General features: G+C 69.8%; 22 protein-coding genes. 5 read left to right on the plus strand and 17 right to left on the minus strand.

The features are described from left to right. Nucleotides 1-229: 229 nt before the first annotated feature. Nucleotides 230-1480 (plus strand): cellulose-binding domain-containing protein, encoded by a 1251-nt coding sequence (locus OWR29_RS43775; RefSeq protein ID WP_267569554.1) that lies wholly within the window; start codon nt 230-232, stop codon nt 1478-1480. 90 nt (nt 1481-1570) lie between these two features. Here the strand turns inward: OWR29_RS43775 and OWR29_RS43780 are convergent, their stop codons facing one another. The 3 genes from OWR29_RS43780 to OWR29_RS43790 form a co-directional block, all read right to left on the minus strand. Beyond that, a complete protein-coding gene (locus OWR29_RS43780; protein ID WP_267569555.1) occupies nt 1571-2326 on the minus strand; it encodes a class I SAM-dependent methyltransferase in 756 nt (251 codons plus the stop codon). Between the two features lie 47 nt (nt 2327-2373). After that, entirely contained in the window at nt 2374-3798 is a 1425-nt protein-coding gene (locus tag OWR29_RS43785; RefSeq protein ID WP_267569556.1) for a GGDEF domain-containing protein, read from the minus strand. Nucleotides 3799-4379: 581 nt separating this feature from the next. Then, a complete protein-coding gene (locus OWR29_RS43790; RefSeq protein ID WP_324291314.1) occupies nt 4380-4976 on the minus strand; it encodes a MarR family winged helix-turn-helix transcriptional regulator in 597 nt (198 codons plus the stop codon). On the opposite strand from OWR29_RS43790, the gene OWR29_RS43795 reads away from it, so the two are divergent. Further along, nucleotides 4960-5535, plus strand: coding sequence for an NADPH-dependent F420 reductase (locus tag OWR29_RS43795; protein WP_267569557.1), 576 nt, complete (start codon nt 4960-4962; stop codon nt 5533-5535). The genes OWR29_RS43790 and OWR29_RS43795 overlap by 17 nt on opposite strands. Nucleotides 5536-6179: 644 nt before the next feature. On the opposite strand, the gene OWR29_RS43800 is transcribed toward OWR29_RS43795, so the two are convergent. From OWR29_RS43800 to OWR29_RS43830, 7 genes are all read right to left on the minus strand, one after another. After that, complete coding sequence (locus OWR29_RS43800; protein WP_267569558.1) at nt 6180-6452, minus strand: hypothetical protein; 273 nt, start codon at nt 6450-6452, stop codon at nt 6180-6182. Nucleotides 6453-6501: 49 nt separating this feature from the next. Then, nucleotides 6502-7116 (minus strand): hypothetical protein, encoded by a 615-nt coding sequence (locus OWR29_RS43805; RefSeq protein WP_267569559.1) that lies wholly within the window; start codon nt 7114-7116, stop codon nt 6502-6504. Beyond that, complete coding sequence (locus OWR29_RS43810; RefSeq protein ID WP_267569560.1) at nt 7113-8456, minus strand: hypothetical protein; 1344 nt, start codon at nt 8454-8456, stop codon at nt 7113-7115. The genes OWR29_RS43805 and OWR29_RS43810 overlap by 4 nt, the downstream gene beginning before the upstream one ends. After that, nucleotides 8453-9241 (minus strand): ATP-binding cassette domain-containing protein, encoded by a 789-nt coding sequence (locus OWR29_RS43815; protein ID WP_438872736.1) that lies wholly within the window; start codon nt 9239-9241, stop codon nt 8453-8455. Before OWR29_RS43815 ends, OWR29_RS43810 begins: the two co-directional genes overlap by 4 nt. A gap of 20 nt (nt 9242-9261) precedes the next feature. Continuing rightward, complete coding sequence (locus OWR29_RS43820; RefSeq protein WP_267569562.1) at nt 9262-10053, minus strand: zf-HC2 domain-containing protein; 792 nt, start codon at nt 10051-10053, stop codon at nt 9262-9264. Next, complete coding sequence (locus OWR29_RS43825) at nt 10050-10595, minus strand: RNA polymerase sigma factor (RefSeq protein WP_267569563.1); 546 nt, start codon at nt 10593-10595, stop codon at nt 10050-10052. The genes OWR29_RS43820 and OWR29_RS43825 overlap by 4 nt, the downstream gene beginning before the upstream one ends. A 65-nt stretch (nt 10596-10660) precedes the next feature. After that, complete coding sequence (locus tag OWR29_RS43830) at nt 10661-12463, minus strand: NAD(P)/FAD-dependent oxidoreductase (RefSeq protein WP_267569564.1); 1803 nt, start codon at nt 12461-12463, stop codon at nt 10661-10663. Nucleotides 12464-12538: 75 nt separating this feature from the next. On the opposite strand from OWR29_RS43830, the gene OWR29_RS43835 reads away from it, so the two are divergent. Further along, the gene (locus OWR29_RS43835) at nt 12539-13708 is read left to right on the plus strand and encodes a sigma-54-dependent transcriptional regulator family protein (RefSeq protein WP_267569565.1); all 1170 of its coding nucleotides are present in this window, start codon (nt 12539-12541) and stop codon (nt 13706-13708) included. On the opposite strand, the gene OWR29_RS43840 is transcribed toward OWR29_RS43835, so the two are convergent. Continuing rightward, on the minus strand, nt 13705-13998 hold the full coding sequence (locus OWR29_RS43840; RefSeq protein WP_267569566.1) for a cytoplasmic protein: 294 nt from the start codon (nt 13996-13998) through the stop codon (nt 13705-13707). The genes OWR29_RS43835 and OWR29_RS43840 overlap by 4 nt on opposite strands. A gap of 128 nt (nt 13999-14126) precedes the next feature. Between OWR29_RS43840 and OWR29_RS43845 the strand changes: the two genes are divergently transcribed. Beyond that, on the plus strand, nt 14127-14681 hold the full coding sequence (locus tag OWR29_RS43845; RefSeq protein WP_267569567.1) for a TetR family transcriptional regulator: 555 nt from the start codon (nt 14127-14129) through the stop codon (nt 14679-14681). Nucleotides 14682-14700: 19 nt separating this feature from the next. On the opposite strand, the gene OWR29_RS43850 is transcribed toward OWR29_RS43845, so the two are convergent. The 5 genes from OWR29_RS43850 to OWR29_RS43870 all read right to left on the minus strand — a co-directional run bounded on the left by OWR29_RS43850 (nt 14701) and on the right by OWR29_RS43870 (nt 21145). After that, the gene (locus tag OWR29_RS43850) at nt 14701-15846 is read right to left on the minus strand and encodes a winged helix DNA-binding domain-containing protein (RefSeq protein ID WP_267569568.1); all 1146 of its coding nucleotides are present in this window, start codon (nt 15844-15846) and stop codon (nt 14701-14703) included. A 168-nt stretch (nt 15847-16014) separates the two neighbouring features. Then, nucleotides 16015-18237 (minus strand): molybdopterin oxidoreductase family protein, encoded by a 2223-nt coding sequence (locus OWR29_RS43855; protein ID WP_267569569.1) that lies wholly within the window; start codon nt 18235-18237, stop codon nt 16015-16017. Between the two features lie 365 nt (nt 18238-18602). After that, nucleotides 18603-19337 carry an SDR family NAD(P)-dependent oxidoreductase gene (locus OWR29_RS43860; RefSeq protein ID WP_267569570.1) on the minus strand — a complete coding sequence of 245 codons (735 nt, stop codon included), beginning with the start codon at nt 19335-19337 and terminating at the stop codon, nt 18603-18605. A 73-nt stretch (nt 19338-19410) separates the two neighbouring features. After that, a complete protein-coding gene (locus OWR29_RS43865; RefSeq protein ID WP_267569571.1) occupies nt 19411-20271 on the minus strand; it encodes a fumarylacetoacetate hydrolase family protein in 861 nt (286 codons plus the stop codon). A 16-nt stretch (nt 20272-20287) separates the two neighbouring features. Beyond that, nucleotides 20288-21145: an SMP-30/gluconolactonase/LRE family protein gene (locus OWR29_RS43870; RefSeq protein WP_267569572.1), complete on the minus strand. Its 858-nt coding sequence runs from the start codon at nt 21143-21145 to the stop codon at nt 20288-20290. 77 nt (nt 21146-21222) lie between these two features. Between OWR29_RS43870 and OWR29_RS43875 the strand changes: the two genes are divergently transcribed. Further along, the gene (locus tag OWR29_RS43875) at nt 21223-22941 is read left to right on the plus strand and encodes a dihydroxy-acid dehydratase (RefSeq protein ID WP_267569573.1); all 1719 of its coding nucleotides are present in this window, start codon (nt 21223-21225) and stop codon (nt 22939-22941) included. Here the strand turns inward: OWR29_RS43875 and OWR29_RS43880 are convergent, their stop codons facing one another. After that, nucleotides 22942-23064, minus strand: coding sequence for a hypothetical protein (locus OWR29_RS43880; RefSeq protein ID WP_267569574.1), 123 nt, complete (start codon nt 23062-23064; stop codon nt 22942-22944). Nucleotides 23065-23121 lie beyond the last annotated feature (57 nt).

A 23121-nucleotide genomic window follows, 5' to 3' on the forward strand; every position in this document is an offset into this window, starting at 1 on the left:
CGAGCGGCGTTGGCTGCACGGTTGTGCGCGGTTGTCGTCCGGGATGCGTGCCGAGCGGCGTTGGTCGCACGGTTGTGCGCGATTGTCAGCCGAGCTGCGCGCCGAGCGGCGTGGGCTCGGCGTACACGAACGGTCGGCGGGCTGAGTGCACGGTCGGCTGTGGCGTTGTCGTGCGATTGAACGTCTCTCTTCCGTTCTGTTCCGCGTCCGGCCCTCTCGAGGAGGAGTGATGAAACGTCGTGTCGTCTGGTTGGCCGCCTGCCTCATGGCGGCGTTCTCGGTCGTGGCGGTGCTGCGACCCGCGTACGCCGCAGTGGGGTGCCGAGTCACGTACGCGGTCACCAATCAATGGTCGGGAGGCTTCGGAGCTTCCGTGACCGTGGCCAACCTGGGCGATCCGCTCAACGGGTGGTCGCTCACGTTCGCCTTCACCGACAGCGGGCAGAAAGTCGCGCAAGGCTGGAACGGCACGTTCACGCAGAGCGGGCCGGCTGTCACCGTCACCAACGCCGGCTGGAACGCCTCGGTCGCCACGGGCGGCACGATCAGCCTCGGCTTCAACGGCTCGTTCACGTCGGCCAACCCCGTCCCGACAGCCTTCGCGGTCAACGGAACGGCGTGTACCGGCGCGGTGCCCACAACACCGCCCACAACTCCGCCGACGACTCCACCCACCACGCCGCCGACCACGCCCCCGACGACGACGCCTCCACCGGCCGGTGACCAGTGGAACCCGCCGTCGACGCTCGTGCAGCCGCTTGCCGCTGTGTGGACGCATCAGGAGCAGACGTACAGCAACGGCAACCTGTACGGGTTCAAGAACTACGGCTGGGATCAGCTGTTCGCGGCCAACGGCGCCATCAACTACTGCGTACGGTGGGATTCGACCGCCCGTGTCAGCACCGCGCAACGCGACGCCATCCACGCTGCCCTGCAGCGGCAGTACCAGAGGTGGATGGACCAGATGCTGGACAACGGCCAGGGCTGGAACAACTGGCCGTACAAGCAGGTGCCGGTCAAAGTGGTCGGCTGGGCCGTTCGTGATCGCGCACAACTGGACTGGACCGACAACTCCGTCGACATCTACGTCGGCAACATCAACGAGAACGCGCCGCAGTGCTCGCCTGCGTGCGGCCGGTTCTTCCATCAGGACAACAACTACTCGGGCTGCCCGGGTGGGGCTTCCCACCACTACGACCACTCGCTTTGGCTGACCGCGGGCTTCGGCGGAGGCGCGGGCGGTGACTGGGGCCAGCGCGTGGGCTCGGAGTACTTCGTGAACAACGTCAACGCCGAGAACATGCACATCTTCTTGCACGAGCTTGGTCATACGTACGGTCTGGACGACTTCTACGACTGGGACCCGACGCCCGGGCGGGGCTTCATCATGAAGGCCGGCAGCGCCACCCAGATCACCGACTTCGACAAGTGGATGTTCCGCGACTGGTGGCGTCACCTGAAGTCGCGCTACGGCCGCTGACCGACCTGCGGCCCCGCCCAGCGACAACGGGCGGGGCCGTGGGCTGCGAATCCAGGACCCGAACCGCCGGTGTCACCGCCGTGGCGTGGCTTAATGCGAGGCGAGGGGCCGTAGCTTGAAGATCAGGATGCCCAAGTACTTGTTCATCCACTCTTGCTTGTGCGGGTAGCGCCGCGCGGCCTCCTCGGTGAGCCGGGGCTCGGCAGCGGTCTCGATCCACAGCCCGGCCGCACTGAACGTGTTGAGCAGGTCGGACATGGTGAAGGGCCGTTTGGACAGCGCGATGTGCTCGTTCCAGCCGGTGCGGTAGGTGTAGTCGGCGCTGGAGAAGTACTCCTCACCCAGTGAGGTCCCGTTTCGCTCGGTACGTTCGACGGCGTACCGGATCGGTTGGGTTCTCGTGAGCAGAATGAACCCGTCCCGCTTCAACATCGCCCGCGCGGCCCGCAAGGTGTGCACCGGGTCTTCGGCGTACCCGAAAGATTGCAGGAACAGGACCCGGTCGAACGTGCGGCCAATTGGTTGCGGCACGCGCTCCGGGTGGGACAGATCGCCCTGGATCAGCTCGACGCCGGCCGGGGGAGCGGGGATGAACTTTCCCGCGATGTCGACACCGGCCGAGGCGACCGCGCCGTCGCGGGCCAGCTCCGCCAGTTTGGCGCCGTTGCCGCAGCCCAGGTCGAGAATGGAACGTTCGGTGACATCTCCGAGAAGATCTCGCTGGGCGGGCCACTCGACGAGCCGGTCCAAGGAGTCTTCCCGGGCGCGCGCATGCTCGAAGTCCGACGTGAGCTCTTGCCAGGCCTGACTCGAATCCCGGGCCGACTGGCGATCATGTGATGTCACCCGCGAAAGCGTAATAGTCGCCGCCCTCCGGGCGCGGGTCGTCGAGGTCAGGCGAGTACGTGGTGGCGGTGGGTGGCCTTGGCGGCGTACATGGCGGTGTCGGCCTGGTGCAGCAGCGCGTCGAGCGAGCTGTCGCCCGAGGCGGCGCCGACGCTGGCGCCGATGGTGACGGGCTCGCCGCGGACGAGCATCGGCTCGGTCAGGGCGTTCCGGATTCGGGTGGCCGCTTCCGGGGCGTCCTGGCCGGTCAGGACCAGCGCGAACTCGTCGCCGCCGAGGCGAGCCACCAGATCGCCCGGGCGCACTTCGGCGAGCAGGCGTTGCGCGACCGTGGCCAGCACCTCGTCGCCGGCGGCGTGGCCCAGGCGGTCGTTGACCGGTTTGAAGCCGTCCAGGTCGATCAACAGAACGGTGGCGCCGGGATGCCGGGCCAGCAGGGCGCCGCCGCGGACGTGGAAGGCAGCCCGGTTGTAGAGCCCGGTCAGCGAGTCGTGGTGCGCCTGGTGAGCCAGCTCGGCGCGCTGGTGTTCCAGCTCGACGGCCAGGCCGCCGATGATCGCCATGGTCAGGAACTGACGTACGAGCACCAGCCCGAACGTCGTCAGCAGGATCCACACGAGTACGGGTTCGAGCGCGCCGTGCTGCACCTGCTCGATTGCGACCGCCACGACGGCCAGAACGATTGGCACGTACGGAAGAAGGGCCCAGCCGCCGGCGAAGTGCCGGGCCGCCCGCACCACCTCTTTGCGTGGCGTCTCGAGGCGGCTCGCGACCAGGATCAGCCCGGCGGCGAGCACGTAGCCGGCGCCGACCCCGCTGTACCAGGACTGTCCGTCGGAGCTGTTGTGCAGCGCGAGCATCGCCGTACCGGCCAGCACGACCGAGGCCGCCCCGAGGACGCGCGGGTTGTGACCCGTACGGCCGGGGAAGTTGCGAGCCATCGTCACGAGCGCGACCGCCGCCGCGAGCACTTCGAATGCCGTCAGCACGGTGGTGGTGACCAGCGCCGAGCCGCTGGCATGGGCCGGCTCGAGTACGTACACCCAGGAGAGGGTGAAGATCGCGCCCGACACGGCGGCCACGTCGAGCAGCCCGCGGTAGCGCTGAACGCCGGTCATGGCGGGCGCTCCCAGGAACAGCCCCACCGGCAGCAGCGTCGCGGCGGCGAGCGACCCACCGACGCCTATGGCGAACGCAACCGGCGACGACACGATTTCGTTGACCACGTAACCGACGTTGGCCAGCGCCCAGAAGCCGGAGGCGGCGGCTCCGACGCGTACGGAATGACGGGTGCGCCCGGTCTCGGTGCGCATCCGACGCCAGTAAACGACGGTGGCTGCGCCCATGGCGACGGCAATCAACGTGTCGGCCAGTCCGCGACCGAGCGCCGGCGGCATCAACAGCAACAGCAGCTGGAAGGCGAGGGCCGACACCCCCACCGTGGCCAGCTGTCCGCGCAGGGGCTTCGTCACGCTCGTCAAACTCGGTCGCGCGGCCGCCCGGTTGAGCTTTCGTCGGCGCCCAATCGAAGCGGACCGCCCACGGATCCGAGCGCCAGCGCCGACGTGCTCGAACGTGCAGCGACCGTCGAGTTGAGCGTTCATCGGCCGAAACCGAGCGTTGCCGGCGAAGTTGAGCGTTTGGTTGCGCGGGGTTGAGCGTTTGCCCGCTTGGTTGAGCGTTGTCGGCGGCGAGGTTGAGCGTTTGCCGCTGGGTTGAGCGTTTGGTGGCGGCGAGGTTGAGCGTTTGTCGGTGGGTTGAGCGTTTGGTGGCGGCGAGGTTGAGCGTTTGTCGGTGGGTTGAGCGTTTGGTGGCGGCGAGGTTGAGCGTTTGCCGCTGGGTTGAGCGTTTGGCGCAGCCGACGTTGAGCGTTTGCCGCTGGGTTGAGCATTGGCGCAGCCGACGTTGAGCGTTTGCCGCTGGGTTGAGCATTGGCGCAGCCGAGGTTGAACGGTTGCCGCTGGGTTGAGCATTGGCGTCCGCGGGTTGAGCGTTTAGCGGCGGGTTGAGCGTTTGGCGGTGGGGTTGAGCGTTTCGGGGCGGCGATGGGTGGTCAGTCGTAGCGCTCGTAAATGGCGGATCGGGCTCTTGTCGGGTCGAGGCGGTGCAGGACGGCGTCGAGGATGTCGGTCAGTTGCGTTACCTGTTCGGGGGTGAGCGCGTCGATGACGTTGTCGCGCACGGTTTCTACGTGGCCGGGGGCGGCTTCGCGCACTTTCGCCCAGCCGGCTTCGGTCAAACGTGCATTGGTTGCGCGTTTGTCCTCGGGGCAGGGGAAACGCTCGACCAGGCCGCGCGTTTCCAGGCGCTGCACGACGTGGGAGAGGCGAGCCAGCGTGGCGGTGGTCAGCTCGGCCAGGGCGGTCATCCGCAGGGTCCGGTGCGGCGCCTCGCTCAGCATGGCCAGCACGAAGTAGTCGAAGTGCGTGATCTGAGCGTCGCGCCGCAGCTGTGAATCCAGGGCTCCGGGTAACAGCTCGAGCACGGCGGCCAGGCGTACCCAGGCGGCCTTCTGCTCCTTGTCCAGCCATCGCGTGTCCACGGTCACCAGTTTTCCACGAAATTGGTTGTTGCTACAACTGGCGATTCGTGCAATGGTTGTAGCAACAACCAAACAGGTTCGGGAGGGCACCATGGCGAACATCAGCATCCTCGGCACCGGCAACATGGGTCAGGCGATCGGCGGCCTCGTCGCCAAGGGCGGCAACACCGTCCAGCAGCTCAACACGTCGAACGCCGGCGAAGCGGTCTCCGGCGACATCGTGATCCTGGCCGTGCCGCACAGCGCCCTGGCCGACATCGTGGCCACTCGCGGGGCCGAGCTGGCCGGCAAGGTCGTCGTCGACATCACCAACCCGGTCGACTTCGCCACCTTCGACAACCTGACCGTCCCGGCCGACGGCTCGGCTGCCGCCGAACTGGCCAAGGCGCTGCCGCAGTCGAAGGTCGTGAAGGCCTTCAACACCAACTTCGCGGGCACCCTGGCCACCGGCTCGCTCGGCTCCGAGACGACCGCCGTGCTGATCGCCGGTGACGACGCCGACGCCAAGGCTGCGGTGGCCGAGTTCGTGACGGCCGCCGGTCTGCGCGCGGTCGACGCCGGTTCGCTCAAGCGGGCGCGCGAGCTCGAGTCGCTCGCCTTCCTGCAGATGACCCTGGCCGCCGGCGAGAAGATTTCCTGGAGTGGCGGCTTCGCCGCCGTTGCCTGAGCGACGACAAACCGTGGCCGTTGCCTGCGCGGCGACAAACCGTGGCCGTTGCCTGCGCGGCGACAAACCGTGGCCGTTGCCTGCGCGGCGACAAACCGTGGCCGTTGCCTGCGCGGCGACAAACCGTGGCCGTCGCCTGAGCGGCGACAAACCGTGGCCGTCGCCTGACCGATGACAAACCGTGGCCGTCGCCTGCATGTGCGCGAACGGCCACGGTTTGCACGCGCGAGCGATCGCGGTTCGGACGTGCGTGAGCGACTTCAGTTCGAACGCGCACGCGCGGCCAGGATTCGAACGTGGGCAAGCGGCACGGTTCGAACGTCCATGAGGCTGATGGTGCGAATGCGCGACCAGTCGTGAGTTCAACACGCGCCAACGGCTGGCTCTGAGCGTGTCCGGCGGTCCCGGTTGGTCGCCTGCTTTGGTCCTACCCGTCGTTGGTGGGTTCTCGTGTGCGTGTCTTTGGGATCCGTCCCGCTGGATTGCTGCATGGCGGCGGCGATACTTGGTTCCCCGCGAAAGCTGGTTAAACAGCCGCCAGTCGTGACCAGGCGAGCGGGCTACGACTGGTCAGTCCAGCTTTCGTGCGCCGGCCAGAGTGCCGACCTTCTCGACAACGTCACAGTTATCAGGAAGGCGATGTTTCACACCTCGTCGTCGTGCCCGATCAACACTGTCGCGATCTCGGGGTCTGACCCCTCGCCGGGAGCACACCAGAAGACTTTGCCGCCGGCACTTGTTCCAGCCGCGATCGACCTACGCTGGTCCCAAGCGGCGGCTCGTACGCCGCGGAGCTTGGCCAGATCCTCGAAGGTGGCCCAGACGTTCAGCTCCCAGTCGTCACCGCCTTGGAGCTTCAGCACCACCTCGTGCGGTGAACCCGCGGCGCTCATCGTCACGCCAATGAGCGGTCGCATGCGGCGATCTTAAACCGGGAGGCGTCACACCCAGATCGGTGTTCGCGAGCTATTGGCCGAGCACGGCCTCGGCTGGTGCTCGGCGCGGGCCGACGCGCCACGCGTAGGTCAGCACTCCGGCGGTGAGCAGGACGGCCGCGGTGGCTGCGGCGACGGTGCTCGACGCCGGCTCGACCAGCCAGAACAGGACCTCGCGCCAGCCCGGCGACGACGCGCCGCCGGTCAGGAGCTGGATGACGGCCCAGCACAGCGGCACCTGCCACGCCATCCGGGTGCCCGCCAGGGCCACCCCGAGCCCGATCAGGCCGGTCAAGCCGGCCACCGCCCGCAGCGTCTCGCCGGGCGGGCCGAACGACGCGCCCGTGTAGCGGCTTGCCAGCAGCGGGACGGCGGCCACCACGGCGATTGCCAATAGGTGCAGGGCCCGGCGCGGCGGCCACGGGAGCGCCGTACCGGACTCGAGCGAATCGTCGTCGCTGCTGAGGGTGAAAATCAGCGGGGCCAGCACGGCCAAGGCCGTGAAGATGGCCAGGCCTTGGTTGATCTCGGGGGCGTCGGAAAACGCCGACCAGCCGGCCCAGCTCAGGGTGGCCGCGGCCACCGCCACGGTGACCGCCAGCGGAACCCGGCGGGAGCGGATGTACAGCCGCAGCCAGCGCGTCACGATGACGACTTCCCCGTCAGCAGCGGCAGCAGGTCTTCCTGGCAGGCCAGCGACGCCTCGCGGACGGCCACGACCCGGCGGATCTGCTCCTTCTCGGGCAGGGCGCGCAGTTGCCGTACGACCTCGGGCACCTGCTTCTTCATCTCCGGAAAGTAGCTGAGGCCGTCGTCGACGCCGGTCAGCTCGTCCTTGCCCATCAGCCAGGCGCCGACCGCGTGCGCGGCCACCAGATCCTGGCCGCCCTGGCAGCCGTTCCACAGGGTGCCGGCGGCGAGCACGACGTTCTCGGTCAGCGCCGGGCCGATCTGGTCGCTGAGGTCGAAGTTGACCGTGCCGGGCTCGGGGCGGGTGGCGCCCGTGCTCGACCAGTCCGACTCGCCGGGCACGTACACCTTGTCGGCCCGCCATTCGACGGCCCGGGTCTGCGCGCTCGGCAGTTTGGCCAGGAACTTCATGCCTTCACGCACTCGCGGCGCGGCGTCGTCGAGCATCTGGGCGTGCGCGGCGGTGACGCAGACCTGCGGTGTGCCGTCGGCGCAGACCAGCTTCTGCGCGCCGGCGTCCACGCGGTAGTGGGTGTCGGCCGTCCGGCCGGGGACGATCGCCGCGACTGTGCCGGCCACACCGAGCAGCACCACGGCGGCGACCCGCGGGATCCAGTTACGGCCCGCGGCCAGCAGGAAACCGGTGCCGATCAGGCCCGCGCCGAGTACCGCGTACCCGAGCAGGGCCCGCCCGGTGATCGCCTCCCACGCGTACGAGGGCGGCTGCGCCAGCATCGAGAGATTTTCCAGGTACGTCGGTTCGCCGGGCGGGCCGATCTCGGAGAACCCGAGCTGCAGCACCAGGCCGAGCACCGCGACCAGCGGCGGCACCAGCGGCGACCCCCACGCCCGGCCCGCCGCCAGCCCCATCCAGGCGCCGCCGGCCAGCACCAGCACACCCGTGAGCGGCCACAGCACGGTCACCGCGCTCGCGTAAGTGCCGGTGGTGAGCAGCCACACCGCGCCGCCGACGAAGACGACCAGGTGGCCGACGGCGACCGCCACACCGAGGGCGAGCAGACCCGGCAGCAGCCGCTGTCCGCGCGGCCGGGGAGTGCTGGCCAGCAACTCATCGGCCTTGGTGCGCTTCTCGCGACGGCCCAGAACCGCGCCGCCGGCCAGGGCCAGCGGGAGCAGCAGGAACATCGACGCCGAATGCACGTACGCGAAGGTGTGCCAAGCCGTGGATTCGAGGTTGCCGCCGAGCGCGAGCCCGGCCAGGCCCGCCGCGAGGAGCAGCACGGCCAGTGCCGGGGCGTTGGAGCGTAGTAGCTCGAAGCGGAAGATGCGGCTCACGAGAGACTCCGGTGGGAGCTCAGGAACGAGGTGTAGCCCCGCTCGGCCGGGCTGTCGCCGGTGCCGCCCTGCTCGCCGCGCGAGATCAGCTCGGCCGGCAGCCCCTGCCACACCAGCCGGCCCTCGTCGACCAGCACCACGTCCGTACAGGCCGCGACCACGTCCTCGACCAGATGCGTCGACACCACGACGCAGCTGCCGGCGCCCAATTCGCGCAACAGTGTGCGGAACTCGACGCGCTGCTCCGGGTCGAGGCCGACCGTCGGCTCGTCGAGCAGCAGCAGGTCGGGGTCGTTCACGATCGCCTGGGCGATGCCGACCCGCCGCAGCATGCCGCCGGACAGCGTCTTGAGCCGCGAGTCGGCCCGGCTGGTGAGCCCGACCCGTTCGACCGCGCGTTGCACCGCGCCGGGGACGGCCGCCTTGGGCATCTCGCGCAGCCAGGCCATGTACTCGACGTACTCGCGCACGGTGAACCGCGGGTAGAAGCCGAAGTGCTGCGGCAGGTAGCCCAACCGGCGGCGCAGCGACCGCAGCCCCCGGCCGTTGGTGGCGTCCTCGCCGAGCAGCCGCAGCCGGCCGCCGGACGGGCGGTGGACGGTCGACAACGCGCGCATGAGCGTCGTCTTGCCGGCGCCGTTCGGGCCCAGCAGGCCGTGCACGCCGTCGCCCAGGCTCAGGTCGAGACCGTTCACGGCGAGGTGCCGCCCGGCCTTGACCTCGAGCGCGGCCGCCTCGACCGGCCACGCGTAGGTGGTGGGTCTGAGCTCGGTGGCGCTGACCATGCGTACCAAAGGGGGTCTCCTTAGTTGACGCGCCGGTGATCACCGGCACGGAGGACGGCCAGGGCGGCGCCGACCAGCGCGGCCAGGGCCCAGACGGGCAGGCTGGCGGGCCGGACGACCACCGGAAGGTCGGAGGTGAGGATCGCGGGCAGGGCGACGGCCAGCAGCCAGCCGGCGCTCAGCAGCGCGGCCGCGCGGGTCACGCCGATCAGCCCGCCGAGCAGCAGCGTGGCCGCGGTGAAGGCGAGGCTCGGGAGCAGCCACAGGGTCGGGTTCATGTCGAGCCGCCAACCGGCCACCGCCAGTGGGGCCAGCACGGTCGCGAGCACGACGACCGTACGGCGGAAAAGCATTTCGAGACCGGCGCGCGGAGTGCCCACGGTGATCTCCCAGGCTGGGTCGCTGCGCCGGGACCAGGCGATGGCCAGACCAGCCAGCGGGGCCACCGGGGCCAGCAGCAGCACCAGCGACGGCCGCTGCGGGAACTCGCGGTCGAGCAGGAAGGCGGCCAGCACCGCGCTGAACACCAGCGTGACCCACGGGATCACCGACCACACGGCCCACCGATGCGCGAGGCGACGCCAGGTGCGTCGACGGACCGGCTCGGGCCCGGTACGCACCCCCCTGTCGATCATCACCTGCACGTCGTCGAGCAATGTCAGCAACGGGGGAGCGGCCAGTTCGGCCAGCTTCGCGCGGCATTCGGCGCAGTTCTCGAGGTGGACCTCGACCGCCCACACCGTGGCGTCGTCGAGGTCGCGCGCATTGGCGGTGTAGGAAGTTAGCGAAGGTGTCGGAATGTGCTCGGTCACGACAGTGCCTCCCGCAACACGCTGCGAGCGCGGCGCGCCCGGCTCTTGACGGTTCCCTCGGGCACGCCGAGGAGGATCGAGGTTTCCCGTACGGTGAACCCGTCCAGCACCATCGCGTGCAACACTTCGCGCAACTCGGGGGCGAGCCGCGAGAGGGCCAGGCCCACCTCGTCGCCGATCGATCCGGCCAGCGCCTCGTCCTCGGCGGCGGGCGTGCTGCGTACGGGCAATTCGTCCGAGGGTGTTTCGGGGTGCCGGGCGCGTTTGCGCATGGCGTCAACCAGCCGGTGCGCGGCGATCGTCCACAGCCAGCCGGCTCCGCTGCCGCCGCCCTGCAGGCCGGTGAACGAGCCGGCCGCCCGCCAGACGGCGAGATAGGTGTCCTGCAGGACCTCGGCCACCATGCCGTCGTCGGAGCAGCGGCGGCGCAGCCGGACGGCCAGCCACGGCGACGTCCGCCGGTACAGCTCGTCGAACGCGGCCCGGTCGGCCCGGGCGACGCGCCGCAGCAGCTGCTCGTCGTCCAGCTCGGTCACTTTCATATCAGGACAGACGACGGCGCCACCCGCGACGGATCATCGTCGCGAGTGACGCCGGTCACATACGGCTAGGCGGTGTGGTGCGACTCCTGCAGCCGATAGACGGGGGTGGGCAGACCTTCGTACCGGGCCTTCAGTTGCAGGGCCAGATAGAGCGAGTAGTGCCGGGACTGGTGCAGGTTGCCACCGTGGAACCACAGGTTCTCCTGCTGGGTGGGCTTCCACATGTTGCGCTGCTCGCCCTCCCAAGGTCCCGGGTCCTTCGGCGTGTCCGAGCCGAGGCCCCACACCTTGCCGACCTTGTCCGCGGTCGCGCTGTCGACGAGATCGGCCACCCAGCCGTTCATCGAGCCGTAGCCGGTCGCGTAGACGACCAGGTCGGCCGGCAGCGTCGTGCCGTCCTCGAGCACCACGGCGTCCTCGGTGAGGTGGTCGACCTGGCCGTGCGCGAGCTTGACCCGTCCGTCGGCGACCAGGTCGGCCGCGCCCACGTCGATGTAGTAGCCGGAACCGCGTCGCAGGTACTTCATGAACAGGCCGGAACCGTCGGCGCCCCAGTCGTGCCGGAAGCCGGCCTTCTCCAGCCGGGCGTAGAACTCGGCGTCCCGCTCGGCCATCCGTTCGTACAGGGGAATCTGGAATTCATGCATGATCCGGTAGGGGATCGAGGCGAAGATCATGTCGGCCTTGTCGGTGGTGACGCCGCTCGCCACCGCCCGCTCGGAGTAGAGGTCGCCCAGGCCGATGTCCATGAGCGAAGCTGACTTGACGATGTGCGTCGACGAGCGTTGCACCATCGTCACGTCCGCGCCGTGCTCCCACAACGCTCCGCAGATGTCGAACGCCGAGTTGTTCGAGCCCACCACGACGACTCGTTTTCCCGCGTACGCCTCAGGGCCCGGATGTTGGCTGGAGTGCTGCTGATCCCCGCGGAAGACGTCCTGGCCGGGGAACGTCGGGAAGTTGGCCTTGCCCGACATGCCGGTCGCGAACACCACGTGGGCCGGCGTCAGCTCGACCGAGCCGCCCTCGCGATCGACGATGACGCTCCACTTGTTCGTTTGCTGATCGAAGGTGGCCGAACGAACAGTCGAGGATGTCCAGTACGGCACCTCCATGACCTTCGTGTACATCTCCAGCCAGTCGCCGATCTTGTCCTTGGGCGCGAACACCGGCCAGTTGGGCGGGAACGGCAGGTACGGCAGGTGGTCGTACCAGACCGGGTCGTGCAGGCAAAGGCTCTTGTACCGGCCGCGCCACTGGTCGCCGGGCCGCGCGTTCTTGTCAATCACCAACGCCGGTACGCCTAGCTGGCGCAGCCGGGCGCCGAGCGCGATGCCGCCCTGACCGCCGCCGATGATGACGACGTACGGCTGTTCCGCACCGCCCAGCGCCGCCGCCTCCTCCTCGCGGCGCTCCTTCCACGACTGGCGTCCCGGCGTCAGTTCGTGCTCCACGCCTTGCGGCCGGCGCTCGCCCAGCGACTCCTCATGCCCCTTGAGCTCCCGCAGCGTCGTGAGCAGCGTCCACGCACCCTCCGGCTTGAGCCGCAGCAGCCCGGTGCCGCGCCCGACCGCCGTCTCGAACCGGATCCAGGCCTCGATCACGCCGTCCGCCTCGGACGGCTCCTCGGTCACCTCGAAGCCGGACGGGTCGGTGCCGTCCAGCGTGCTGGTCAGCAGGTCGGCGATGCCGTCGCGGCCCTCGACGGTGGTGATGTTCCAGGTGAAGGCGACCAGGTCGCGCCAGAAGCAGTCGGGGGCGAACAGGGCGGTCGCGGCCGGGATGTCCCGGGCCCGCAGCGCGGCCTCGAAGGACTCCAGCCAGTCGTCCACGCGCTGCCTTACGGAGAGCTCGGTTGTCTGCGTCATGCCCGCCAATAGACAAGCCCGACTTCGTTGCGCAACAGGGTTGCAACACATTGCACGCGCGGGCCATGCTCAGCCATGGGCGATTTCGGCGCGGTGCGGCCGGGCACCGACCTGTCGCGGCACGCCCGTGAGCTGCGCCGTGTGCACGACGCGGTGCTGACCGGGGGCCGCCCACCGCATCGTCCACGCGCGCTGGTCGAACGGTCGTGGTCGCGCGTGATCGGGCTGGGCCTCGATCCGGCCCGGGCCAACGCCCGTGACCCGGTGCCGTTCGACGATGTTGAGCGCCTGCGCCGGGAATCGCCGCTGGCGCTGATCGTCGACGACCTGCTGCGGCTGGCCGACGGCTTCCTGCTGGTGGTGACCGGGGCCGACGGCGTGATCCTGTGGCGGGTCGGGCCCACCGCGCTGCTGCACCGGGCCGACGTCCTGGGCTTCACCGAAGGTGCGCACTGGACGGAGGCGGCGGTCGGCACGAATGCGATCGGCACCGCGCTGGTCGAGGCGGCGCCGGTGCAGCTGTTCTCGGCCGAGCACTTCGAGCAGGCGCAGCACGCCTGGTATTGCACGGCTCATCCCGTGCACGACCCGCGTACAGGGGAAATGCTCGGCATCGTCGACGTGAGCGGACCCGCCCTCACGCTGCATCCGGCGATCGAGGCCCTGGTGGCCATGGGTGTACGCCTGGCCGAGGCCCAGTTGTGGCGGCATCACGCCGACCGCCTCGAACGGCTGCGCCGCTCGGCTGCCCACGTCACGGCGACGGTGGCCGGGCCGCACCTCATCGTCGATGAGCAGGGCTGGGTGGCCGCGGCGAGCGGTGTGGCCGTCCGCGACCGCATCGGGGCGCCGCGCGAGGGCACCGCGCTCGGCGTACCGGGATTGGGCCTTTGCCTGCCGGAACGCCTGGCCGAGGGCTGGCTCGTGCGCCCGGCCGGTCCGCACGTCACCATCCACGCCACCCTCGACCTGCGGGCGGCGCCGGTCGTCGAGGTGCGCGGCGAGGCCGAACCGTGGCGGACGCCGCTGACCCGCCGCCACGCCGAGATCCTGACGCTGCTGTGGACCTGCGGGCCCAACGGCCTGACAGCGGGGCAGATGAGCCGCTTTCTGTTCGGCGACGCCGACCACGTGGTGACGGTCCGGGCCGAGGTGTCCCGCCTGCGCCGGGCCATCGGGGCCCTGGTCGCCACCAACCCGTACCGGCTGGCCACCGGCGTCTCGCTCACGGTGCTGCGCGCCTAGCCTTTGAGCTCCACGAACAGCGTCTCGGTGTCGGTCTCGCCGATGTTGTGGCCGGAATGGTCCTGCGCGTCGAGCCAGCGGACCTCGCCCGCCGAGAGGTTGACCTCGACGCTGCGGTCACTGTGGACCAGCCGGCGCCGGAAGGACGACATCGTGATCATGACGCTGTCGGGGTGGTGATGCGGCCGGGTGCTGTCGCCGGGCCGGTCGTGATAGTGCAGCACACGGACCCGGGGATTCTCGAACACCACCGAGTACAGCTCCGGGTTGGTCGCGACGGGGTCGTTCATGACGTCTCCCTTCCGAGTGCTCGTGGTACTACCCTCCCATCATGGGCACCGAAGTACCACGAAGCGATTCGGCGTCATACGTGGAGACGGGTCGGTCGGCGCAAAAGCGACGTACGTACGACGCCCTGGTGGCAGCCGCGAGGCAGGAGCTGGCCGGTGGTCGCCCGGTCACGGTGGAATCGGCGGCCGCGGCGGCGGGGATCTCGCGTACGACTGCCTACCGGTATTTCGCCAACCACCGCGACCTGATCGCCGCCGCTCATCCGCAGATCGACGTGGAGTCGCTACTGCCGGACCCGGCGCCGGCCGACCCGGCCGAGCGGTTGTCGCTGGTCCTGCGCGTGTTCATCCACGACGTGACGCTGGCCTGGGAGCCCCAGTTGCGGGCCGCCCTGCAGCTGGCGCTGGCCCCGCCGCGCGAGGCCGTAGCCGCGGACGCCGGCACATTGCGGCAGGGCCGGGGCATCCGATGGATCCTCGAGGCGCTGGAGCCGTTGGCCGACACTCACCCCGGGCTCGACCTGCCGTTGCTGGCGCGGGCCATCCGGTCGGCGGCGGGCATTGAGGCGTTGATCTGGCTCACCGACGTCGGGGGTTTGTCGCGGGCACGGGCGGCCGAGGTCATGCGGGCGTCAGCGATGTCCGTGCTGCGGGACGCCACCGAACGGGGTGTCTGGCCCTGATCACCCCTTCATGGCCGGTTCATGGCCGTTTCATGGCGGGGGAGGAGTAGACGCTGCCCACGCGGAAGCCGTCGAGCCAGGCGGTGAGGCGTTCCGCTTCGGCTTCGAGCAGGGTGCGGCCGTGGTCGTCCACCTCGGAGAGGAGTTTCAAGTGGACGGCGCCGGAGGGATCTTGGACCCAACAGCCGACGGCGCGGCCGTTCAGCCAGGCGGTGGTGCCGGCGTTGCCGCGGGTGTCGAACAGCTGCTCGCGGTGCGGGCCCAGGTAGAAGTCGCGGCCCTTCCAGCCCATCACGGTCGGGTCGAGGACGGGCAGCAGAGCAGCCCACGGCTGGTCGAAGGTGACTTCGTCCAAGTCGTCGGGCAGCAGCCAGCCCGTCGCGCCGCCGTCCAGGGTGACTGGCTCGGCGTCCAGGCTTTTCAGCGCCGTGCGGACGACTGCCTTGGTGGAGCCGAGCCACCAGACGATGTCGTCCTCGGTGCCGGGACCGAAAGTGAACAGCCAGCGCCGTACGAGTTCCCGGTAGCCCTCCTCGGCGGTGAGCAGGGCCGGCAGGTCGGCGAGCCAGTGCCGCATCAGCGTCCACTGGGGGCGCGAGACGTGCCAGCCGCCCGTGTTGAGCCCGCGGACGAGATCGCCGGTCAGGCCGAGGTGGGTGAGGACCCGGCCGGCCGTCCACATCTCACCCGCCCGGACGGCCACTTTGACGTCGATCAGCGGCACCGACCGACGCAGCTCCAACGCGGACCGGCCGTCGGGCACGGCGGCGAGAGCTTCTATTACGGCCGTACGCGCCTGGTCGAGCCATTCGTGCCCGTCCTCGGCGAGGCCGGCCGTCACCGCGTCCTGCGCCATGCGGGTGCGTTCGGTGGCCGCCACGCGGGCCGACGCGCTCGGCCAGGCGGCGGCGAGAAGCCCGACCGGAAAGACGAACAGCGTGCGCCGCATGGCCAACTGCTTGACCAGCGTACGATCCACGTAGAGCGCCCGATCAACGTCAGCGACCGAAAGTGATCGCACCCGAGCCCAGCACGACAGATACACCGTCGGCGGCTCGGTGGCGTGCAGCACCGTCATCGCCTCGGTGGCAGCCTCGGGCGAGTCCACCTTGACGGCCAACGCATGCCGAACAGCCAACCGCGCGCGCCGCTCGTCATCGCTCACGTGCCGCATCGCGTCATGCTCCCACGAGCCGTTCGATTCCCACCGCCATGCCGCGTGGCCGACAAGCGCGTCGCTCGTCATCGCTCACGTGGTGCATCGCGTCATGTTGTCGCAAGTTGTTCGATGGTTGGCGCTATGCGTGTGGCCGGCGGGCGCGGCGCTCGTCGTTCAGACCTTGGTCTGCTGCTGGCTGGGTGTCGCTCCTTGCGGGGCGTTCGGCACTTCGTCGCGTCGCGCGAGCGGTTTGATCTCGACCGGGATGCCGTTGAGCACGCTGTTGCCGGAGAGCGGGTCGATCACCGACTCGTCGGTCAGCACGTTCGAATTGACGCCGGGGTGGGCCGCGGCCACGGTCTGCCGGGTGCCGGGCACGTCGTGGCCCCACCCATGCGGCAGGCTGACCACGCCCGGCATCACCGCGTAGGTGACCTCGACGCGAGCGCTGATCGTGCCGACCCGCGAAGTGACCTGGGCGTCATCGCCGTCGACGAGGTCGAGCCGGGCCGCGTCGGCCGGGTTCAGCTGCAGCGTGCAACGGTCGCGGCCTTTCACGAGGGCCGGCACGTTGTGCATCCAGCTGTTGTTCGACCGCAGATGACGGCGGCCGATCAACACCAGGCTGTCGGGTTCCCGGTTCAGTGCGGCGCGTAGCCGCTCGACATCCGCCGCCAGCGGGGCCGGGCAGAGCTCGACCTTGCCGCTCGGCGTGCGCAGCACCTCGGGCAGGCGCGGCTCCAACGGGCCGAGGTCGATGCCGTGCGGATTGTCGATGAGCTGCTGCAACGTCAGTCCGTACGGTCCGGCCCGCAACGCCGCATCCAGCAAGCCTTCCGGGTCGGCGGTCGTCCCATGGCCTGACCCTCCGTGAGTTGTCGCTTGATGGGCCTCTGCATGATCCGCGGTTGACCGGTCGGCCGTCGACCGCCCTGCGGCCAGCTGGCGACCAGAAACGATCGCCTCGAGGCGGGCCAGGATGTCGCACTCGTCCATCGAGCCGGGCAGCAGCGGCAGCACCGGCGGGCTGTAGGCGGCGAAGTTGCGGACGGCCAGGCCGAGGAACGAGAAGTCGTAATGCCCTTTGCGTACGGCGTCGGGTGGTGGCAGGACGACGTCGGCGTGCCGGGTCGTCTCGTTCAAGTAGGGGTCGACGCTCACCATGAACGACAGCCCCGCCAGGGCCCGGTCGAGTCGTGCACTGTTCGGCGTGGACAACACCGGATTGCCGGCGACGGTGATGAGTGCACGAACCTGCTCGTTTCCCGGCGTTTCGATCTCGTCGGCGAGCGTGGCGACCGGAAGCTCACCCTTGACCTCGGGCAGCCCGCGCACCCGGCTGTGCCAGCGCCCGGTGCGGAAGCCCTTGCCGCTGCCCGAACCGCGTCGCACGTGCGGGGCGAGCGGGAACATGACACCGCCGGGCCGGTCGAGGTTGCCGGTGAGCGCGTTCACGACATCGACCAGCCAACTGGTGAGCGTTCCGAACTCGACCGTGCAGGTTCCGATCCGTCCGTACACCGCCGCGCGTGGCGATGCGGCCAGCTCGTGCGCAAGCGAACGGATTCGCTCAGCCGGCACGCCGGTCACCTGGCTGACCACTTCCGGAGCGAAGCCGGCGGCCAGCTCGCCGACGGCGGCCACCCCCTCGACGTACGGCGAAGGGTTGGTCAGATTGTCGGCGAACAGCGTGTGGACAATGCCGAACAGTAAGAAGGCGTCCGTTCCGGGCCGAATGAACAGATGCTCGTTCGCGTGCGCGGCCGTGCGCGTTTTGCGCGGGTCGACGACGATGAACCGGCCGCCCCGCTCCTGGATCGCCTTGAGCCGACCCGGGAAATCGGCCGCCGTGGCCAGGCTGCCGTTCGACTCCCACGGGTTGGCCCCGAGCATCAGCAGCAGGTCGGTACGGTCCAGGTCCGGGACGGGGATCGCCAGCGGGCTGCCGAACATGTACCCGCACGACACATGCTTGGGCATCTGATCGACAGTGCTCGCCGAGAACACGTTCCGGGTGCCGAGCGCCTTGACCAGCGGACTCAGGTAAAGCCCGCCGGCCATCGTGTGCACGTTCGGATTGCCCAGATAGATGGCAGTGGCGTGCGGCCCGTACGTCTCGATCACGGGCCGCAACCCCGCCGCGACCACCTCGAAGGCCTCGTCCCAGTCCACCTCGACGTGCTCACCGCCGCGCCGCACCAGCGGCCGCCGCAACCGATCGGGGTCGTCCGTGACCTGCCCGAACGTGGCGCCCTTGGGACACACGAACCCATGGCTGAACACGTGCTCCCGGTCGCCGCGGGCCGCAACCACCCGCCCGTCCTCGATGGTCAGCTCGAGACCGCAGGCGGCCTCACAGAACGGACACGTCCGGTACGCGGTGCGCAACTCACCCACGACGTCACCAACCTCTCCAGGCGGGTTACTCGCGAGTATCCTGCCACGCCCATCCGTCGCAGGAAACCGTTCACTTATGGCCGCGGCGCACACAAACGGCCAACAACTGCGCGTTTGCTGCACGAGGTCGTTCGTTTGCGGGCGTGCTGTGTCGGGACGGCCGACGGGTGCGCGTTTGATGCACGAGGTCGTTCATCTGTCCGCGTGCTGTGGCGGAGCGGCCGACGGATGCGCGTTTGGCGCGGGCGTGGTCAGTAAATGTCCGTCGAATGCTCGGTCCGTGCGCTCAAGCGGTCTGCGGGGACGGTCAATGTAGGGCGCGGCTGACGCAGGGAGCGGTCGGCAGGACTCCCTGCGCATGGGGCTTACTTGCGAAGGCGCAGGCCCTGCATGCCGCCGTCGACGGCGAGCGCGACGCCGGTGGTGGCTGAGGCGTCGGGGCCGGCCAGGTAGGCGATGGCGTCGGCCACCTCGTCGGCGGTTATCAGGCGGCCGGTGGGCTGGCGGGCCTCCAAGGCGGCTCGTTCGGCGGCCGGATCGTCGGCCTTGCCGAGCAGCCGGCCGATCCATGGGGTGTCGGCCGTACCGGGATTGACGCAGTTGACCCGGATGCCCTCGGACAAGTGGTCGGCCGCCATGGCCAGGGTCAGCGACTGCACCGCGCCCTTCGTCGCGCTGTAGAGGGCCCGGCTTGGCAGACCGGCGGTGGCCGCGACCGAGCAGGTGTTGACGATCGCCGCATGCGACGACTGGCGCAGGTGGGGAAGCGCGGCCCGGCTGACTCGGACCATGCCCTGCACGTTGACGTCGAAGACGCGCGCCCACTCGGCGTCGTCGTTGTCCTCGACCGTGCCCTGCGCGCCGATGCCGGCGTTGTTGACCACCACGTCGAGGCCGCCGAACTGCTCGGCCGCCGCGGCGACGGCGGCTCGGACGGAAGCGTCGTCGGTGACGTCGCAGCGCAGGCCGACCAGGGGCGACGGCACCTCGGTGGTCAGGTCGAGCGTCGCGACCCGCCAGCCGCGCCGGGCCAGCAGGGTGGCGGTGGCCAGGCCGATGCCCGACGCGCCGCCGGTGACGATCGCGCGCAGCCCGGTCATCGCGGCCCTGCTTCTTGCCGGCCGGTGGCCGTCGAGCCGGCGGGCCGAGGGACGGCGTCGAGTGCGGGAATGGTCATCGGGGCGCCACCACCTGCTGGCGGGCGCTGCCCAGGTGTTCTATGCCGAGCGTCATGACGTCGCCGGGCTTCAGGTAGGTCGGGGGCTTCATGCCCAGGCCGACGCCGGGCGGCGTGCCTGTGTTGATCAGGTCGCCGGGCTCCAGCACCAGGAACTGGCTCAGGTAGTGGACGATGAAGTACGCGTCGAAGATCATCGTGCGGGTGTTGCCGGTCTGGCGGCGCTCGCCGTTGATGTCGAGCCACATGTCCAGGTTGTTGACGTTGGGGATCTCGTCGGGGGTGACCAGCCAGGGGCCGGCTGGATTGAACGTTTCGGCCGACTTTCCCTTCGTCCATTGTCCGCCGCGCTCACTTTGGAATGCACGTTCGCTCACATCATTGACCAGCACATAGCCGGCGATGGCGTCGCGCGCCTGCTCGACGTTGTCCAGATACGACGTCCGGCGGCCGATGACGATGCCCAGTTCGACCTCCCAGTCGGTTTTGGTCGAACCGCGCGGGATGCGCACGTCGTCGTTCGGGCCGATGAGCGTGTTGGGCGACTTCGTGAACAGGATCGGCTCGGCCGGCGGCTTCTGACCGGTCTCGGCCGCGTGGTCGCTGTAGTTGAGCCCGATGCACAGGATCTGGTGCGGCCGGGCGATCGGGGCGCCGATCCGCTGGTCGCCCAGCGGCTGCGTCTGCCCGGCGGCCAGGCGCTCGGCCACCGGGCCGGCGATCCGCTCGACGCCGCCGGAACCGAAGAACGCCTCGTCGAAGTCGGGCACCAGGTCGGACACGTCGACGTAGGCGCCGTCGCCGGCGCGGACGGCGGGCTTCTCGGCGCCTACGGCACCGATGCGCAGGAGTTGCACGGGGTGTGCTCCGATCTCAGGGTTTCCAGTACGGCGTACGCAGGCCGGTGACGCCGACGGCAGCGGTGAACAGACGCCCCGAAGCCGGCTGCCGCGTCAGTTCGGTGGGTGACAGGCCCTCGGTCGCGGTGGTGATGACCAGGATGCCGAGGTTCGGCCCGGCGAAAGCGCAGCTGGTCGGGTGCGGCACGTCCACGTCGACCAGGGCCAGCAGCTCGCCCGACGGCGTACGGCATTCGATCCGCCCCAGCCCGTGGTTGGCGATCCACAGATTGCCGATCGCGTCCACGCACAATCCGTCGGGCAGCCCGTCGGTGATCCGGAACAACTCCCGCCGCTCGCCGTCCGGGTAGTCACGCCCGTAGATCACGCCCGGGACCGAGTCGACGCTGTACAGCGTGCCGCCGTCCGGGCTCCAGGCCAGCCCGTTGGACAGGGTCAGGTCGTCGTCGAGCACGGTCACCGCGTCGCCGTCGAGCCGGACGAGCGTCTGGGTGCCCTTCGAGTCGTCGAGCGCCATGCCACCGACCAGGAACCGCCCCTGCGGGTCGACACCCCCGTCGTTCAGGCGACTCCCGCTTCGACTGAGGTCCGCGATGGGCGTACGGACGCCGTCGGGGTCGATTTTCACGACCTCACCCCGCTGGGCCACCAGCAGCTCGCCGGCCTCCGACACGGCCACCACGCAGGCCACATCGTCGAACTCCCAGGTGCCGGTGACGGTGATCCGGCCCGGCTCGACCGAGCCGGCGTGCACCGTGCCGCCCTGGATGTCGACCCAGAGCAGGCGATCGCGGTCGGCGTCCCAGATCGGTCCCTCACCCAGCGTGTACGCCTCCGCGCCAGCCGGCCGGGCGACAAAGCGCGCAGTCATGTTCCGGATCGTAGGCGCAACTTCCGGTCAGATGAAGGATCTTCCCGTCGGGACCGGCGCGGCGTTACGGTCAGATCATGTCTGATCGGCGCAGCGCACAGTGGTACGGCGGCGACGACCGGAACAGCTACATCCATAGAGCCTGGATGCGGCGGGGGCTGCCGGCCGACGCGTTCGACGGCGAACGCGCACATATCGCCATCGCCAACACGGCGTCCGATCTGACGCCGTGCAATGCTCACTTGAACGAAGTTGCGCGAAGTGTCGCCGACGGCATCCATCGGGCCGGCGGCATCGCGCTCAACCTGCCGGTCGTGTCGCTGGGCGAGACGCAGGTCAAGCCGACGGCCATGCTGTGGCGCAACATGGCCGCGATGGCCATCGAAGAGATGCTGCGCGCGAACCCGATCGACGGCGTGGTGCTGCTCGGCGGCTGCGACAAGACCATTCCGGCCCTGCTCATGGCGGCGGCGTCGGTCGACCTGCCGGCCGTCGTGGTGCCGGGCGGCCCGATGTTGACCGGCACCTTCCGGGGCGTTCCGCTTGGTTGCGGTACGGACGTGTGGAAGCTGTCGGAAGAGGTGCGCGCGGGCACGCTGAGCGCCGCCGAGTTCCAGCGCTCCGAGTCGTCGATGATCCGCAGCCGGGGTCACTGCAACACCATGGGCACCGCCTCGACCATGGGCCTGCTGGCCGAGGTGCTGGGCATGACGCTGCCCGGCATCGCCGGTACGCCTGCCCCCGACAGCCGCCTGCTCGAGGCCGCGCACGCCACCGGAGTGCTGGCGGTCGACCTGGTCGACCAGGAGCGCCGGCCGAGCGCGGTCATGACCCGCGCGTCCTTCCACAACGCGATCGTGGCCCTGGCCGCCCTCGGCGGTTCGACGAACGCTGTTGTTCATTTGCTGGCGATTGCCGGCCGTTTGGGCGTCGAACTGACACAGGACGACTTCGACCGCATCGGCGCCGGCGTCCCGTTGCTGGTCGACCTGCAACCGGCCGGCCGCTTCCTGATGGACGACCTCTATCGCGCCGGGGGCCTGCACGCCGTACTGGCCGAAGTTCAAGATCTGCTCGACCCGTCGGCCATAACGGTGATCGGCGAGCCCCTGGTGTCGGCGCTGGGAACGGCCCAGGTGTACGACCGTGAGGTGATCCGCGCCCGGCAGGACCCGCTGCAGATGGAGGCCGGAATTGCCGTCCTGTACGGGAACCTGGCCCCCGACGGTGCGCTGGTCAAACCGGCCGCCGCCACCCCGGCGCTGCTGCAGCACCGAGGCCCCGCCGTCGTGTTCGACTCGGTGGAAGACCTGCACGCCCGGCTGGACGACCCGGAGCTGCCGGTCACCGCCGACTCGGTCCTGGTTCTGCGCGGTTGCGGTCCCAAGGGCTATCCCGGCATGCCCGAGGTTTCCAACATGCCGCTGCCGGCGAAACTGCTGGCCGAGGGCGTACGCGACATGGTGCGCATTTGTGACGGTCGGATGAGCGGCACTGCGTACGGGACTGTGGTGCTGCACGTGGCGCCGGAAGCCGCCGCCGGTGGCCCCCTGGCCAAGGTGCGTACGGGCGACATGATCGTGCTCGACCTGGAGAACCGCCGCCTGGATGTGGACGTGCCCGCCGAGGAGTGGGCCGCCCGCGAGCCGTCGGCCGAGGCCGCGAAGGCCTACGCCGCCCCGACGCGCGGCTGGGAGAAGCTGTACGTCGACACGGTCAACCAGGCCAACACCGGCGCCGACCTGGACTTCCTGCTCGGCTCCAGCGGCGACCAGGTAGCCCGCGAGTCACACTGATCAGCCGCCGGCCGGGCCGCCCGCCATGATCTCGGCGAACGCGGCCACGGCCAGGCCGAGGAGCGAGCCGGCGGCGAGGGCGATCACGGTCTTGGGCCGGAGCGGTCGCGGCATGGTCTTCATGCGTGCCACTGTGCGCGCCGGCGGGCGGGTGGGAAAGGTGCGATCGGATGATCGGCG

Origin of the sequence: Paractinoplanes pyxinae (assembly GCF_026626335.1) — a bacterium.
Classification (GTDB): domain Bacteria; phylum Actinomycetota; class Actinomycetes; order Mycobacteriales; family Micromonosporaceae; genus Actinoplanes; species Actinoplanes pyxinae.